Annotated in this window: 12 protein-coding genes; 7 read left to right on the top strand and 5 right to left on the bottom strand. The window is 73.1% G+C overall.

Annotated elements, in window-relative coordinates:
• Nucleotides 1-36: 36 nt before the first annotated feature.
• The 3 genes from ACFV04_RS40050 to ACFV04_RS40040 form a co-directional block, all read right to left on the bottom strand.
• Entirely contained in the window at nucleotides 37-1,002 is a 966-nt protein-coding gene (locus tag ACFV04_RS40050) for an alpha/beta fold hydrolase (protein ID WP_380344465.1), read from the bottom strand.
• Between the two features lie 157 nt (nucleotides 1,003-1,159).
• Entirely contained in the window at nucleotides 1,160-4,591 is a 3,432-nt protein-coding gene (locus tag ACFV04_RS40045; protein ID WP_380535985.1) for a S8 family serine peptidase, read from the bottom strand.
• A gap of 507 nt (nucleotides 4,592-5,098) precedes the next feature.
• Nucleotides 5,099-5,950 (bottom strand): siderophore-interacting protein, encoded by an 852-nt coding sequence (locus ACFV04_RS40040; protein WP_380535983.1) that lies wholly within the window; start codon nucleotides 5,948-5,950, stop codon nucleotides 5,099-5,101.
• An 81-nt stretch (nucleotides 5,951-6,031) separates the two neighbouring features.
• Here ACFV04_RS40040 and ACFV04_RS40035 point away from each other — a divergent pair, with 81 nt between their 5' ends.
• Entirely contained in the window at nucleotides 6,032-6,886 is an 855-nt protein-coding gene (locus ACFV04_RS40035) for a TetR/AcrR family transcriptional regulator (protein ID WP_380535980.1), read from the top strand.
• Between the two features lie 74 nt (nucleotides 6,887-6,960).
• On the opposite strand, the gene ACFV04_RS40030 is transcribed toward ACFV04_RS40035, so the two are convergent.
• A complete protein-coding gene (locus ACFV04_RS40030; RefSeq protein ID WP_380344477.1) occupies nucleotides 6,961-8,115 on the bottom strand; it encodes a HEAT repeat domain-containing protein in 1,155 nt (384 codons plus the stop codon).
• Between the two features lie 262 nt (nucleotides 8,116-8,377).
• On the opposite strand from ACFV04_RS40030, the gene ACFV04_RS40025 reads away from it, so the two are divergent.
• Nucleotides 8,378-10,150, top strand: a complete 1,773-nt coding sequence (locus ACFV04_RS40025) for a S8 family serine peptidase (RefSeq protein ID WP_380535988.1) — start codon at nucleotides 8,378-8,380, stop codon at nucleotides 10,148-10,150.
• A gap of 51 nt (nucleotides 10,151-10,201) precedes the next feature.
• Here ACFV04_RS40025 and ACFV04_RS40020 read toward each other — a convergent pair whose 3' ends face one another.
• Nucleotides 10,202-10,399 (bottom strand): hypothetical protein, encoded by a 198-nt coding sequence (locus ACFV04_RS40020; protein ID WP_360254415.1) that lies wholly within the window; start codon nucleotides 10,397-10,399, stop codon nucleotides 10,202-10,204.
• A gap of 334 nt (nucleotides 10,400-10,733) precedes the next feature.
• On the opposite strand from ACFV04_RS40020, the gene ACFV04_RS40015 reads away from it, so the two are divergent.
• From ACFV04_RS40015 to ACFV04_RS39995, 5 genes are all read left to right on the top strand, one after another.
• Complete coding sequence (locus ACFV04_RS40015) at nucleotides 10,734-12,104, top strand: D-alanyl-D-alanine carboxypeptidase family protein (protein ID WP_380535978.1); 1,371 nt, start codon at nucleotides 10,734-10,736, stop codon at nucleotides 12,102-12,104.
• Between the two features lie 16 nt (nucleotides 12,105-12,120).
• Nucleotides 12,121-12,906 (top strand): DUF4239 domain-containing protein, encoded by a 786-nt coding sequence (locus tag ACFV04_RS40010; RefSeq protein ID WP_380344484.1) that lies wholly within the window; start codon nucleotides 12,121-12,123, stop codon nucleotides 12,904-12,906.
• A 49-nt stretch (nucleotides 12,907-12,955) separates the two neighbouring features.
• Complete coding sequence (locus tag ACFV04_RS40005; RefSeq protein WP_380344487.1) at nucleotides 12,956-13,366, top strand: PPOX class F420-dependent oxidoreductase; 411 nt, start codon at nucleotides 12,956-12,958, stop codon at nucleotides 13,364-13,366.
• Nucleotides 13,367-14,241: 875 nt separating this feature from the next.
• Complete coding sequence (locus ACFV04_RS40000; protein WP_380344490.1) at nucleotides 14,242-14,613, top strand: hypothetical protein; 372 nt, start codon at nucleotides 14,242-14,244, stop codon at nucleotides 14,611-14,613.
• A 92-nt stretch (nucleotides 14,614-14,705) separates the two neighbouring features.
• Nucleotides 14,706-15,646 (top strand): CHAP domain-containing protein (locus tag ACFV04_RS39995; RefSeq protein ID WP_380535975.1); only part of this gene is annotated, 941 nt, incomplete at its 3' end.

The raw sequence follows: 15,646 nt of genomic DNA, 5'->3' as shown, positions 1-15,646 counted from the left end.
GCCCGGGACACCGGGGACGCCCGGGACGTCCGGCCCTCAGTCCAGCGACCCCAGGAAGTCCAGCAGCGCCGCGTTGACCTCGGCCGGCCGCTCCTGCTGCGTCCAGTGCCCCGTCCCCGGGAGCCGGACGTGCCGGTGCAGCCGGGGCGTCACCTGCTGCAGCAGGTACGCCACCACCTCCCGGGTGACCATGGCGTTCACCAGGTCCTGCTCACCGGTGACGTACAGCGCGGGCGCCTCGATCCGCCGGCCGGCGAACGCCGCCATCAGCTCGTTGTTCCGGTCGATGTTGCGGTACCAGTTGAGCCCGCCGGTGAAGGCGCGGGCACCGTGCCGGGCGTAGTCGGCGGCGAACGCCTCGATGTCCTCCTCGGTGAGCCAGGCCGGCAGCCGCTCCGGCTCCGGGACGGTGTCCAGCAGCTTCAGGCCCTCCGGGACGACCCACGGCTTCGGCTCCCCGTCCGGGTAGGTGCCGCCGAGGACGCGGCGGAACGCGGACTTCGGGTCGGCCGCCAGCTCGGCGTCGGCCCGGCCCGGCTCCTGGAAGTAGATCTGGTAGAAGCCCTCGCCGAACCTCTCCCGGGACTGCGCCAGCGGCGTCGGCCCGGACGGCAGCGGCGGCACGCTCAGCCCGGCGACGCCGCGCACCAGGTCCGGGCGCAGCGCCGCGGTGGCCCAGGCCACCGGGGCGCCCCAGTCGTGTCCGACCACGACCGCGCGTTCCGCGCCGAGCGCCCCGATCAGCGCCGTGACGTCGCCGACCAGGTGCAGCAGGCTGTACGCGTCCACGCTCTCCGGCTGCTCGCTGCGGGCGTAGCCGCGCTGGTCCGGCGCGACCACCCGGTAGCCGGCCTCGGCGAGCGGCCCGAACTGGTGCCGCCAGGAGTACCAGCTCTCCGGGAAGCCGTGCAGCAGGAGGACCAGCGGCCCCTCCCCCTGCTCGGCCAGGTGCAGCCGCACCCCGTTCACCTCGATGTCGCTGTGCTTGACGGCCTCGATCAACTCCGGCTCCCTGGTCGTTTCGTGGGTGTCCGTCCGACCCCTGCCCAGCCCGGCGGCCGGGGAACCCCGGAGGTTTCCGGATCCGTCCGTCGCACAGCAGCCGAGGCCGCCCCGGGAATCCGGGACGGCCTCGGCGTCGGAGTGGACCGACTGGGTGTCAGTTCACCGTGTAGCTGTACGGGATCGCCGCGAGCACCGCACCGGTGGTGTTCAGGGCGTTGTTGGCGGTGGCCACCCCGGTCGGGCCGGACACCAGGTACAGCACGCCCTTGACCGTGCTGCCCTTCGGGCCGGTCGGGTTCAGGGTCACCTGCAGCGAGCCGGTGGCGCCGGGAGCGACGGTCACCGGGCTGGCGGCCTGGGCCGAGGCGTTCACCGAGGCGGCGTACGGGTCACCGGTGCTGGAGGACAGCGCCGGGTCGAAGGCCTGGGTGTGCGCGGTGGCCGTGATGGTGGAGGTGCCGGTCGGCGCGCCGCCGGTGCCGAACGGGCCGATCTGCTGCACGAAGGTGCTCCAGTTGCCCGGGACGACCGGCTGCTCGGCGGTGCCGTTGTCGGTCACGACCGAGATGGTCGAGCCGTTCTGGGCCTTCTTCAGGTCGCCGAACAGGTCCGGCGAGCCGGTGGTGGCGCTCAGCTCGATCTGCGCCGGCGTCGAGGACGCCGCCACGGCCTTGAGCTGGTCGGTGCCCGGCGGCACCAGGAAGGACGGCACCGTGGAGCTGAGGCTCAGCGGCAGGTTGACGTTCGCCGAGGCGCCCTGCGGCACCAGCGGCACGTCCACCCGGCGGTCCAGGCGGCCGTCGGCCGCGATCTTCTGGGTCGCCACGGTGTTGTTGGTGTAGTTCACCTGGACGGTGACCGGCTTGCCGGCCGCCAGCTTGGTGTGGGCGTCGTTCGGCAGACCGGCCGCGGTGGCCTGGTTCTGGTTGAACGCGACGGTGCCGGCGAAGTCCTGGGCGAGCTCCTGGCCGCTGACCGGGCCGAGCACGTTCAGGACGAACCGCCAGCGGCCGGCGGCCGGGTTGACGGTGGTGGCCGAAACGCCGGCCGAGGTGCCGGTCAGGTTGCCCTGGGCGTCGAACTGGCCGTTGCCCTCGATGTCGATCGGGGTGCCGTTCGGGCTGATCAGCGCGCCCTGCATGAGCAGGTTGGAGTCCTTGCCGACGGTGACGCCGACCCGCAGGTCCTTCTGGCCCTTCGGGACGTCGAAGCCGTAGGTGAAGCTCTGCGTCGGGGAGGCGCTGCGGCCGTTGCCACCGGTGATGGTGCCGGTGAAGGTGCCCTTGCCCTGGTTGACCGGGACGAGGCTGCGCAGCACGACCGGGACGCTGGTGGTGTTGCCGTTCGAGCTGGAGACGGTGATCGCCTCGCTGGAGTCACCGCTGGTCGCCGGGGTGGTCAGCTGGACCTTGAGGGTCTTGGTCTGACCGGGCTTCAGGTCGGTGGTGCTCGGGCTCACGCCGCCGGCCGGCACCGCGCGCTGGGTCGCGGTGGCCAGCTGGACCGGGCCGGTGAAGCCGGCCTTGCCCGCCGGGGTGTAGAGGATGGCGGTCCACTCGCCGGCCACCGGGTGCGGGACGTCCACCAGGCCGAAGTTCGCCGGGGTGGCGCCGCCCTGCGGACGGGTGTTGGTCTCGAAGCGGCCCGACGGGTCGAGCAGCGTCATGCGGACGACCGGACCGTTGGTGACCGGGTTCGGCGCGCCGTGCCAGGCGATCGACGCCGCGAGGCGGTCGGCGCCGGCCGGGACGGTGAACTTGACCTGCTTCTGCACCCAGTCCGTACCGTTGGTGGCGTACTTGAAGGTGTCCTTCGACGCCGAGTCCAGCTGGACGGTCTGCTGGGCGGTCGCCAGCGGGGCGAAGCTGCGGGTCGCGGCGCTCACCGTCTGCGGCTCGTCACTGGTGTTGGTGACGGACACGTCGGTGGTGTGGGTCGAGCCGGGGGCGCCGGCGATGTCGACCTGGCCGGTGTTGACCACGACGGTGTTGGCGCCGTCGGTGCCGTCCCCGTCGTCGTAGCCGCGGGCGGCCTCGACGGCGGCGCGGACGTTCAGCAGACCGGCGCCCTGCTCCTCGGCGGGCACGCCGAGGTCGGTGGCGGTGCCGGTGAGGAACTTCTTCACCAGCGCCGGGGCGGGCGAGTCGCCGCCGTGGGTGTCGCGGTAGGCCTGGATGACCAGGGCCGCGGCACCGGTGACGAACGGGGCCGCCTGGCTGGTGCCGCCGAAGGGCTGGATCGGCGAGGCCTTGCCGTTGAAGCCGGCGCAGTCGGTGTACTTGGTGAGGTCGGGGGTGCAGAGCGCCCAGTCCGACTCGCCCGGCGCGACCAGGTCGACGGTGCGGCCGGCCTGGGTGAAGCCGCCCGAGGAGAGGGCGGAGATGCGGTTGTTGCTCCAGGTCTTGTTGGAGAACTGGGCGGCCGCGTAGCCGGTCTGCTGGTAGTTCTGGTTGTCGGTGGAGGCGCCGACCGAGATCACGTACGGATCGGTGGACGGCGTGCCGACGGTGCCGCTGATGCCGGCGTCACCGGAGGAGACGGCGACGGTGACACCGGCCTTGACGGCCTGCTCGTTGAAGAGCGAGATGGTGTCGTGCGCGCCGCTGTCCGGGGTGACGTTGCCGCCGAAGGACTCGTTGAGCACGTCCACGTGGGCGACCCGCACCGCGTAGTCGATCGACTGCAGGATCGACGAGTTGGACATCAGCTCGCCGCCGGCCTTCAGGGCGACCAGGTCGGCGTCCGGGGCGAGGCCGCGGATGCGGATGTTGCAGCCGGCCGGCAGCGGGTGCGAGGCGTTGACGAACTGCGAGACGTCGTAGGTCTGGCGGCCCTGGGCGATGACCGCCGAGGCGTCGCCGAAGGCCTCGGCCGCGCCGGTCGGCGCGTCCCAGCCGTCGCCCGCGAAGTCCTTGTAGTCGACCACGGCGTGCGAGCCGTCGGCCCGGATGAAGTCCGGGTTGTTCGGGTCGAGGCCGTCCGCGATGTAGGCGACCTTGACGCCCTTGCCGGTGGCGAGGTTCTCCACGCCGGGCTTGCCGTTGCCGGTGTAGGCCCGGGTCGAGTACAGGCCCTCGGGCTCCAGCAGGGGCTTGCTCGGGTCCGAGGGGCACGCGGTGTTGGTCGCGTTCTCCTCGGCGCCCTGGCCGTTGCTGCCCGTAACGGCCTGCGGGGCGGCGGCGGCCTTGGGCGCCTTCGCACCCGGGGCGGTCGCGGAGTCGGCACCGTCCTTGGCCGTCGCGGCCTTGCCGGCGGACGCCGGGGCGACCTGGACCTGGGTGTCCGCCACCACGGCGGAGACCGCCGGGTCCGCCAGCAGCTGGGCGTGCAGGGCGGGGCTGACCGTGGCCGAGAAGGCGTTGCCGACCACGAAGGTCTTGATGTTGGTGCCGCCGTTGGCCTTGACCTTGTTCAGCAGCGGCGCCTGGGAGTCGGCGGCCTTCTGCTGACGGGCGCCCAGGTGACCGTGGTCGGCCGGGGCGTCCGCTATCTGGTCCTTCAGGATCACGATCACCGGCACCGGGGCCCCGTCCGCGGACGCCGCCTGGGCGTTCTGCGGATCCGGGGTCGGAGCTGCGCTGGCCATGGTCCCGAAGCTCAGGACCATGGACGCGGTGGTGACCGTGACGGCAGCTGCTAGCTGGGCTTTCCGCCAGCCGATCATGGACATCCTTTCGTCTGATGCGACGTCAGGTTGCACGGCCAGCGTACGCGGATCCGGGTCGGACGCGTGGTTGCTCGGACCGCGCGTCCTGACAGCGGTCGAATTCCAGCGCATCCGGCACGACCACGACAAGGGGGGAAATCCCCATCAGAAAGTAAAAATGACCATAGGAAAGTAAAATTCACGGCAGAAATCGGGCCATGTCCGCCCCTTTTCGCCGATCGGACCCGCCCGGAACCGTCCGCTTCCGCACCGAAAAAGTCGGTGGCGAACTCTCGACACTGGCGAAACACCGCCACCGGCCGTCCGTTCGCCGACAACTGCCTCTTTGTCGACAACCGCTTCTTTGTCGACACGGCCACATGCCGTTCCCGCCAGGACACTCCCTTCCCCGCCGCCCCCGCCCGAAACCGGGTGCGGCAGCCGGAATCAGTACCCGGCCGACCGCTCCTGAGCGTCCGCCAGGTCCTCGGCGGTGGGCGCGTCGTCCTGGGTCAGCCGGTGACGCCAGTACCCGGTGAAGTCGACGGACCGCTTCGGCACCCCGCGCTCCTCGACCAGGTGGCGGCGCAGCGCCCGCACCGCACCCGCCTCCCCCGCCAGCCAGGCGAACGGCGTGCCGGCCGGCAGCCCGGCCGAGCGCACCGCCCCGGCCAGCACGGCGCCCGGCGCGGCGCCGTCCCGGTGCAGCCAGTGCACGGCGAGGTCGGCCCGGCTCTCCAGCGGCTGCCGCTCGGCCCGGTCCGCGACCTCGACGTACGCGAGCGCCCGCACCCCGGCGGGCAGCGCCTCGACCAGCGTCGCGAGCGCGGGCAGCGCGGTCTCGTCCCCCGCCAGCAGCACCCAGTCGGCCGCCGCCGCGGCCTCGGCGAACGGCACCGGCGGGGCGTACAGCGCGGAGGGGCCGACCATGCCGAGCCGGTCCCCGGGCGCCGCCCGCAGGGCCCAGCCGGCGGCCGGGCCGGTGGCGCCGTGCAGCACGAAGTCGATCTCGACCAGCCGGGTGCCGGGCCGGCGCCAGCGCAGGGTGAAGCTGCGCATCGGGGGCCGCTCGGCCGCGGGGATCGCCAGGTAGGCCCGGTACCAGCCCATCGGGTCGTCCTGCGGCGCGGGCAGCACCGGCTCGGTCTGCCCGGGGCGGGGGAAGCAGAGCTTGAGCTGCTGGTCGGGGGCGGTACCGACGGTGTCGGCCAGTTCCTCGGCCGCGAAGGTGATCCGGGCGGTGCGCGGCGTGATCCGGCGGACCTCGACGACCTCGACGACGGTGACGGGCAGTGTCATCGCGAAACCCTTCGATTGGTAACCTTACGACATAAAGAGTTGCCGTCCGATGCGATACTTTACGCCATAAGGAGATGTCCGATGACCGTCTACGCCGGGCAGGGCGACGCCCGCCGTTCGCTCGCCCTGCTCTGGGGCGCACCCGAGCAGACCCGCACCGGGCGCAGCGGCCCCAAACCGGGCCTGAGTGTGGACGCGATCGTGTCCGCCGGAATCGCCGTGGCCGACGCCGAGGGCATGGCCGCGCTCTCGATGCGCGCCGTGGGCGAACGACTCGGCCGCACCGCGATGGCGCTCTACACGTACGTGCCCGGAAAGGCCGAACTCCTCGACCTGATGCACGACCGGGCCCTCGCCGAACCGGCCACCGGACTGCCCGCCGGGAGTTCGCCCGCCGACCTCCCGGCCGCCGAACTCCCGGCCCGCGAAGTCCCACCGGGCGAACTCCCGGCCGCCGAACTCCCGGCCGGCGCACCGCCCGTGGACGACTGGCGCGAGGCCGTCACCGGCTGGGCCGAAGGCCTGTACGCCTGCTACCTGCGCCACCCCTGGGTGCTCCAGGTCTCCCAGGCCCGCCCGGTCCTCGGTCCGGCCGAACTCGCCGTCATGGAGAGCCTGTTGCTGGCCCTCCGGCCGGCCGGTCTGGACCCGCGGCGACTGCGCGGCGCGGTCGCCGCCCTCTGGCAGTTCGTCCGCGGCCTCGCCGCCACCACCGCCGACGCCCGCGCGGCCGCGGCCGCCACCGGAGTCGCCGACGAGGACTGGTGGGCCGACCGGTCCGCCCGACTCGCCGAACTGGCACCGGACTTCACCGACCGCTTCCCCCTCCTCACCGCCCTGCAGAGCACGGCCGGCGGCCCACCGGAGGACAGCCACCGGGAGGCCTTCCGGACCGGTCTCGCCCTCCTGCTCGACGGCGTGGCGGCCGCCCGCTGACCTCGCGGGCCGCCGACCGCCGGCCCGCCCCGCCTCCGCCCGGAGCCCTCACCCGCCAGCTGCCGTACGCACCCTCATCCGCCGGCTGCCGTACGCGCCCTCATCCGGCGCGCGGTGCGCAGCCCCTGCTTGGCGGCGGTCGCCACCAATCCGCCGAGACCGGTCCTGGCCAGGTCCTCGGCGGCGAGGCGCTCCAGCACCGGCAGGGCGCGCTCGTCCGCCGTGGCGCCGAGGGCCCGGCAGGCCAGCGCCCGCAGGTCCGGGTCGGGGTCGGCGGTCAGGGCGATCAGGTCCGCCACCACCGGCGGCCCGAAGGCGGCGATCGCCGAGGCGAGATGGCCGGCCTTCGGGTTCCGGCGCTCCGTCATGGTCCGCCAGAGCGCCGCGAGCGCCCGGTCCCCGCCGATGCTCCCGAGGGCCAGGGCTGCCGCGCTGCGCACCCAGTCCGTCCCGTCGTCCAGCCGGGCCGCCAGGGCGGGAACGGCGGTGCGGGCGCGGAGGCGGCCGAGCGCCTCGCAGGCGCCCTCGCGGACCATCGGGTCCGGGTGCTCCAGCAGCGCCGCCACCAGCGGGACGGCCCGCCGGAAGCCGAGCGCGGCACAGGCCAGGGCCGACCACCGCACGCCGCGGTGCCCGGTGTCCGCGAGGGCGCGCAGCAGTCCCGGCTCCAGGCTCTCGTCACCGAACAGGTCGATCCGGTTGAGCGCCTTGGTCCAGACCGTGACGTCCTGCGTCCGGTGGTCGGCGGCGACCCCGGACAGGGCCGCCAGCGCCTGCGGGTGGCCGAGTTCGGCCCACTCCAGCAGCGCGTCGATCGCCCGCAGTCTCGTCGCGCGGGTCCCGCGCAGCTCGGCTGCGAGGACCGCGACCAGGGACGCCGGGCCGTCCGGCGGGTGGCCGAGGGCGTCCCCGAGCGGGCCGGTGAGCTCCGGCTCGGACTCGCCGAGCAGCAGTGCCTGCGGGCCGATCCGGGTGCCCACGTCCGCGTCGTAACGGCCGTCGCCCCGGAGGTTGGCGGCCAGTTTGGCGACCGTGCGGAACAGCAGCCGCGCCGGGTCGGACGGGTCGGCGGGGAGGGCGTCCAGTCGGCCGTCCAGGGCCGCCTCGACGGCGGCCGGCGGGCGGCCGGCGGCCCTCAGCACCGTCTGCGCCCAGGCGAGCGGTTCGCCCTGGCGCTCGTACAGGTGGCGCCCCCAGAGGCGGCGGGCGGCGTCACGGTGGTCGGTCATCCCGGGATCGTCCCAGCGGGGGTGCCGACGGCCAACGGGTTTTACCTCCCGACCGGGTCGCGCACCCCGTGACATCAAAACGTAACGCTTCCGTGAAAAGTCGTCAGGCGTAAAGTCTTCCCCAAGACCTCCCCAATCTGGCATGTTTCCTTCAATTCCCGTGCGATCCCCCTCACGCACGGACCGAATCGGAGGACACGTGTCACCCTTGATATCCCGGCGGCTCGGCCGCCCGGCCGCCGCCCTCGCCGTGCTCTCGGCCATGGCCCTCGCCACCCCCACGGCGTTCGCGACCGCAGCCCCCACGACCACCACCCCCACCGTCCCCGGCGGCGTCACGGCGCCCACCGCGCAGGCCGCCGCCCAGCCCGCCGGCACCGCCGCCGCCGGCTGGGCCGCCGGCACCCGCTCCTACCTGGTGATCAGCGCTCCCGCCGACGTCGCCGCCGCCAAGGCCGCGGTCGCCGCGAACGGCGGAACGGTCTTCGCGAGCTACGACGCGATCGGCGTCGTCGTCGCCCACTCGACCACCACCGGCTTCGCCGCCACGCTGCGCACCGTCGCCGGCATCCAGCAGGTCGGCGCGACCCGCACCTCCGACGTGCCGGCCGACGCCTACGGCCCGGCCCTGCCCGCCAACCCGGCCCAGGCGGCCACCACGCTCACCGAGTCCAACCGCTGGGACATGACCCAGATCAAGGCCGACCAGGCCTGGAACGTGACCACCGGTTCCCCGTCCGTCAAGGTCGGCGTGCTCGACACCGGCGTCGACGACCAGCACCAGGACCTCGCGCCCAACTTCGACGCCGCCGACTCGGTCTCCTGCGCGTACGGCAAGCCCGACACCCGCACCGGCGCCTGGCGCGACGTGGACACCCACGGCACCCACGTCGCCGGCACCATCGCCGCCGCGAAGAACGGCAAGGGCGTCGTCGGCGTCGCGCCGGGCGTGAAGATCGCCTCGGTCCGGATCGCCGAACCGACCAGCACCCTGTTCTACGCCGAGAACACCGTCTGCGGCTTCGTCTGGGCCGGCGACCACGGCTTCAAGGTCACCAACAACAGCTACTACACCGACCCGTGGCAGTTCAACTGCCCGAACGACCTCGACCAGGCGGCCCTCATCGAGGGCGTCAAGCGCGCCCAGGAGTACGCCGAGGGCAAGGGCTCGCTGCAGGTCGCCGCCGCCGGCAACTCCGACTACGACCTCGCCAACAAGACCACCGACACGGCGAGCCCGAACGACTCCACCCCGACCACCCGGACCATCAGCAACGCCTGCCTCGACATCCCCACCGAACTCCCCGGCGTGGTGACCGTCGCTGCCACGGGCAGCGGCAGCGGCAAGGCCTCCTACTCCAACTTCGGCCGGGGCGTCATCGACGTCGCGGCGCCCGGCGGCGACGGCGCGACCGGCGTCTACTCGACCCTGCCCGGCGGCAAGTACGGCACCAAGAGCGGCACCTCGATGGCCTCCCCGCACGTCACCGGGGTCGCCGCGCTGATCGCGAGCACCGACCCGACGCTCACCCCGGCCGGCATCCGGGCCCGCCTCGCGAGCCAGGCCAACGACCTGGCCTGCCCCGCCTCGGACAGCCGCTGCACCGGCACCGCCGCGAACAACGCCTTCTTCGGCGAGGGCCAGGTCGACGCGCTGAAGGCGGTCGGCGGAGCCACCCCGCCCGCCGGGAAGTACTTCGAGAACACCGCCGACGTGGCGATCCCCGACAACACCACGGTGGAGAGCCCGATCACCGTCACCGGCGTCACCGGCAACGCGCCCGCGACGCTCAAGGTCGGCGTGGACATCAAGCACACCTACCGCGGTGACCTCGTGCTCTCCCTGGTCGCCCCCAACGGCACGGTCTTCCTCCTGGAGGACTTCGCCGACAGCGACAGCGCCGACAACGTCGCCAAGACCTACACCGTCAACGCCTCCGCCGCCGGCCCGGCGAACGGCACCTGGAAGCTCCGGGTGAAGGACGGCGCCTCCGGCGACACCGGCACCGTCGACGCCTGGAACCTCACCTTCTGATCCCGCCGCACCACCGCGATCCCCGCCGTCCGGCGCCCAGGCCGACAGGGCCTAGCCGCGCCGGGCGGCGGGGATCGCCAGCAGCACGCCGAGCACCAGCAGGGTGGCGTACCCGGCGGTCTCGTGGCCGTCCGGGACCAGGAAGCGGACGAAGCCGAACAGCCGGAAGCCCCCGAGCCGGTCGGACACCAGGCCGGAGGCGCCGCCGAGGATCAGCACGAACCCGAGGTAGCCGAGCAGCGTCTTCATACCCCCGAGCCTAGGAATCCGCCACCGCCCGGGCATCCGACTTTCGGCGCGACCGGGCGCCACCAAAGTCGCGTGCGAGGGTCCGTCCGCCGGCGCCGTCGCGCGGGCACCGGACGGAGCAGCAGGCACGGCGGGCGGACGGCGGCCCGGGTACGTTCGCGGTGTGCAGCCCAAGCGAGTTCAGCCCGAGCGCGTGCCGACCGAGCGCGAGCGGCCCGCGCGTGTGCGGCCCGCGTGTGTGCAGCCGAGACACCAGCGGCGCAGGCCCCGGTACGTCACCGGGGTCGCGGCCGGCGCCGCCGCATCGGCGCTGGCGCTCGCCGTCGGGGGTCCGATGGCCCTCACGGCGTTCGGGCAGGACGGTGCCGCCGTGGTCGGCGGGGAGCGCCTCGGCAGCCCCGACGTCCAGGTCGCACCGCTCAGCGGGGCGCCCGCACTGCCGGCCGAGCTGTCCGGCCGCTCCTGGCTGGTCGCCGACGCCGGGACCGGCGAGGTACTCGCCGCCCGCAACGCCCATCTGCCGATGCCTCCGGCCAGCACGCTGAAGATGCTGTTCGCCGACACCGTGATGACCAGGTTCGACCGCTCCCTGGAACACAAGGTCACCCCGGCCGAACTGGCCGACCTCGGCGCCGGCAGCAGCCTGGTCGGTGTCAAGGAGAACCTGCCGTACCGGGTCGAGGACCTCTGGCGGGGCGTCTTCCTCAGTTCCGGCAACGACGCCGTCCACGTCCTCGCCCACATGAACGGCGGCATCCAGCAGACCGTCGCCGACATGCAGGCCCGCGCCCGCACCCTGCAGGCGAAGGACACCAAGGTGGCCTCGCCCGACGGGTACGACATGGACGGTCAGGTCTCCTCCGCCTACGACCTCACCCTGTTCGCCCGGGCCGGGCTGCGCAACGCCGACTTCCGCTCCTACTGCGCCACCCGCACCGCGAGCTTCCCCGGCGGGCTGGACAAGCTCACCGGCCGGCGCACCAGCTTCGACATCGCCAACACCGACCGGCTGCTCGGCAAGTACCCGGGCCTGATCGGCGTCAAGAACGGCTACACCACCAACGCGGGCGCCACCTTCACCGGCGCCGCGGAACGGGGCGGCCGCACCCTGCTGGTGACGGTGATGCACCCGGAGGCGCAGGGCAAGGTCTACGACGAGGCCGCCAGCCTCCTCGACTGGGGCTTCGCGGCGGCCGGGAAGGTCCAGCCGGTCGGGCAGCTGGTCCAGGACACCGCCGCCCCGGCCGCCACCGCTCCCGGGGGCTCCTCCGCCGCCCCGGAAGCCGCGGCCGCCTCCCAGCTGCCCCCGTGGTCCCGGCCGCCCGTCATCAGCGGCGACGGCCCCGGCCTCGCCCCCGCCGTCTGGACGGCCGCCGTCCTCGGCACCGTCCTCGCCGTGTGGGCCACCGCCCGTGCCGCGGCCCGCCACCGCGCCGTCCCCTCCCGCACCCGGACCGCCAGAGCCACAGCCCAGGCCCAGGCCCAGGCCCGGTCCGGCCCGGCGTACCGCGGCAGGCCGGCCTCCGTCGGACCCGCCACCACCGGCCCCGCCACCACCGGCCCGGCGTACCGCGGCGGCGCGACCGCCGTGGGCGGCGCCACCGGCGTCGGTGGCCGGGGCCACCGCCGCCTGACCCGCCGCGCCCGCGCCCTGCTCCGCCGCGCCCGCACCACCCTCGCCGCCCGCACCGCCCGGTCCCGGTGAGCGACCGGGGCGGGCCGTGGAACTCTGGCTGCTGAACCACCTCTCCACCACCCTGCTCGCGCTGCTGGTGGTCGGCGGCCTCGTCATGCTGGCCCTGCTGGGCAGCGTCCTCACCACCCGCCGCTTCCCGTCCCTCGCCGGGGGCGAGAACAACGACATGGTGGGCGTGGTGCTCGGCATGTTCGGGGCGATCTACGGCATCATCCTCGCCTTCGTCATCGTCAACCTGTGGACGGAACTGCAGGACACCCAGAAGGTGGTCGCCACCGAGGCGACGGCGATCTCCCAGATCGTCCTGGACGCCCGGGCCTTCCCGCCCGACGTCCGGACCACCGTGGACGCCGCGGTCCGCGACTACGTGCACGGCGTGGTCGAACAGGGGTGGCCGCTGATGAGGGCCGGCCGCGGCGACTTCTCGGTGACGGCCACCGAGGTGGACACGATGTACGCGGCACTGCGCGGGTACGAGCCGCAGTCCGCGTCCGAGCAGGCCTTCTACGCCAAGGCCCTGGACAGCCTCAACGACGCGGCCGGCCAGCGCCGCGACCGCATCAACAAGAGCCTCGACGAACTGCCCGCGCTGCTCCAGGCGCTGATCGTGGGCGGCGCGCTGGTGATCCTCCTGCTGACCCTGCTGTACGGGATCCGCAGCCGGCGGGTGCGGCTGCTGTTCGTCGGGGCGGTGGCCGCGCTGATCGGATTCAGCCTGCTGCTCGTCCTGGTGCTGGACCGTCCCTTCGCCGGGGACCTGTGCGTCCCCCCGACCCCGTTCAAGCAGAGCGCGCTCGCGCGGTTCTGGTGATCACGCCCGGTGATCGCCGCAGCGTCCCGCGCCCTCTAGACTTCCGGCCATGACCACGCCCGATCCCTCCGCCTCGGACCGGCTCGCCCGGATCGTCCGACTCTCCGCCGGGAGCTACCTGCTCGTCACCACGTACAAGAAGGACGGCACCACGGTGCCGACCCCGGTGTGGGTGGTCCGTGACGGGGAGGCGCTCGGCATCTGGACCGTCGCGGACTCGTGGAAGGTCAAGCGGATCCGCAACCGTGCCGACGTGCTGGTCGGCCCGTGCGACGTCAAGGGACGGCCGACCGGCGAGCAGTACCCGGCGACCGCCGAGATCCTCGGCCCCGAGCGCACCGCCGCCTACCGCACGCTGCTGCGCCAGAAGTACGGCCTGGTCGGTGTGCTCACCCTGCTCGGCAGCCGGCTGCGGCGCGGCGAGCGCGGCACCGTCGGCATCCGGATCACCCTGACCTGACCACGCAGGCCTGCCATCTCGGCCTGACCACTGCTCCCATCGCACCGATCCGACCGAACCCGGCGGATCGGTGCTTTGTCATGCCCACCGGGAGAGAGCTCCCCAGCGGTTCCGGACACATCGGACATCCTCGGGCGGGTTCGATCGGATTCAGCAAAGTGAATCCTGACATCGGAGCGGCACTCGCACCCTGGAGACATCTGGGGAATCTTTCAGGATGTTCTCGGCAAAATCCCCCGTTTCCGCACTTCGCGATTTTCAATCAATGATTGACAGCGGGTCAGATCGCAGATGAGGATGTGATCGCGGCACCGAGCCGTCGAGTGCGCCCCGCAAGGCCGCACCACCGACGTCGGCACGGCAGTCGACCGAAGCCGGCGCTCCGCGCCCGTTCGCCTCGCACCACAGGCGGCATCGGCGCCTCGCATCGCCCGCGAATGACCATCCGAAGATCCCGAGGAAGTGTCGCCATGCCCCATTCCGCCCGGCGAACCGTCGTCTTAGTAGTCATGACCATGACATCCGCTGCCGTTCTCGGCCTCGGAGGGTGCGGGACCGCGCCCACTGGCCACGGCCAGGCGGCGGCCTCCGGCTCCCTGGCGGCGCCCGTCATCGCGACACCGGCACTCCCATCCGCAACGGATCCGCCGAGTGTGCAGTCATCTCCCACTGTCAGTAACGATGTTGACGCACCGTCGACGCCGGCCTCCGCTTCGCCCGCCGCGTCATCCGCGCCCCCTGCGGGCCCGCAGGCCGGTACCGGCGCAGCGCCGAAACCCGCACCGACGGCGGCAGCCGCGGGCAACGGCGCCGTACCGGCCGACGCTCCACGGCAGACCGGACTCGAGGCCCAGTTCAGCGGCCTTCCCACCGAGTTGAAGACCGACGGGAAGCCCGTCGAGTTCTCCGTCGTCCTCACCGACCGCACCGGCAGGGCACTGTCCGCGGTCTCCCCCTCGCTCGTGCTCTCCGGCAAGGGGGTCACGAGCACCCTGTCGCGCCTCGACCCGGCGACCGGCAGCTGGCTGCCGGACTCGGCGACCGACACGGGCGGCGCCCCGATCGGCGTCAACCCGGCCGCTGCTTCGTACGCCGTCCCCGCGGGTGGCTCCCTGACGATCCGGTACCGGATCGCGGTGCCGGCCGGCTCGCGGCCGCAGCAGTCGCTGGCATCCCTCTCCGTCGTCGGCGCCGACGGGTCCCAACTGGCGGCCGCCGCACAGTCCGTCGCGGTGACCGCGGGCTGACCGGCACCGCTCGGCGGCACGCCGAAACGGGCCGGAACATCCTCGGCCCTCTCCAGCTCCATCCCAGCTCCATCGATCCGAAAGGGACAGACATGCCCAAGACCGCCAAGCGCTTCGCCTCGATCGGTGTCACCACCGCACTGGCCGTGGCAAGCCTGAGCATGCTCTCGACCGGCGTGGCGCACGCCGGAAGTGCGAGCGGAATAGTCAGCACCGCCACCGGCCAGCTCGGCAACGGCCTGTGCGGCAACGGGGGCAACGGCTACTACGCCCCCGGCAGCGGCCAGCACAACTCCTGCGGCGGGCAGGCCTGGTGCGCCGACTTCGCCGGGTGGGTGTGGTCCCAGAACGGCGTGCAGGGCCTCGGCGTGCTGAACGACCTCGCCAACAGCTTCGAGACCTACGCCAACAAGTACGACGGGGGGCTCTCCTCGACTCCGCACGTCGGCGACGCGGTGTTCTTCCACCCGAAGTCCTTCGGCGGCACGGACTACGACCACGTCGCGATCGTCACCGCCGTGAACTCCGACGGAACGATCGACTGGATCGGGGGCAACCAGCACGGGCTCGTCTCAAGGAACCGCGGCTCCGGCAGCGTCGGCGCCGTCGAGTGGGTCAGCGGTGGCTACAACGTGAACCTCAAGGGCTACGCCAGCCCGGTCGGGTTGCAGCAGCAGCAGAACTCGCCGGTCATGCGGGTGGACACGGTGAAGGGCGGGTCCGTCTTCGACAACCAGCGCAACGCCGACGGCACCTGGACGAACGCGGCGCTGCTGGACGGGAGCGGCCGGATCACGCAGACCGCGACCACCGCGCTGCCGGACGGGACGTTCCACGTGACGACCCTGGCCGACGGCAAGGTCTTCGACAACCAGCGCAACACGGACGGCACCTGGACCGGCGCGGCCCTGCTCGACGGAAACGGCCAGATCACCGCGGTCTCCGCCACCGGCCTCACCGACGGCACCATGCACGTCCAGACCCTCGCCAACGGCAAGGTCTTCGACAATCAGCGCAACACCGACGGCACCTG

Source organism: Kitasatospora sp. NPDC059599, assembly GCF_042735125.1.
In the GTDB taxonomy this organism is placed as follows: domain Bacteria; phylum Actinomycetota; class Actinomycetes; order Streptomycetales; family Streptomycetaceae; genus Kitasatospora.
The sequence above is the reverse complement of the archived record's forward strand: the minus strand, read 5'-3'. Positions and strand labels throughout refer to the sequence as shown.

Coding starts and splice junctions, on each gene's coding strand:
- ACFV04_RS40045 (WP_380535985.1), bottom strand. CDS start 4,591: ATGGCCAGCGCAGCTCCGACCCCGGATCCGCAGAACGCCCAGGCGGCG.
- ACFV04_RS40040 (WP_380535983.1), bottom strand. CDS start 5,950: ATGACACTGCCCGTCACCGTCGTCGAGGTCGTCGAGGTCCGCCGGATC.
- ACFV04_RS40035 (WP_380535980.1), top strand. CDS start 6,032: ATGACCGTCTACGCCGGGCAGGGCGACGCCCGCCGTTCGCTCGCCCTG.
- ACFV04_RS40030 (WP_380344477.1), bottom strand. CDS start 8,115: ATGACCGACCACCGTGACGCCGCCCGCCGCCTCTGGGGGCGCCACCTG.
- ACFV04_RS40025 (WP_380535988.1), top strand. CDS start 8,378: ATGGCCCTCGCCACCCCCACGGCGTTCGCGACCGCAGCCCCCACGACC.
- ACFV04_RS40020 (WP_360254415.1), bottom strand. CDS start 10,399: ATGAAGACGCTGCTCGGCTACCTCGGGTTCGTGCTGATCCTCGGCGGC.
- ACFV04_RS40015 (WP_380535978.1), top strand. CDS start 10,734: ATGGCCCTCACGGCGTTCGGGCAGGACGGTGCCGCCGTGGTCGGCGGG.
- ACFV04_RS40005 (WP_380344487.1), top strand. CDS start 12,956: ATGACCACGCCCGATCCCTCCGCCTCGGACCGGCTCGCCCGGATCGTC.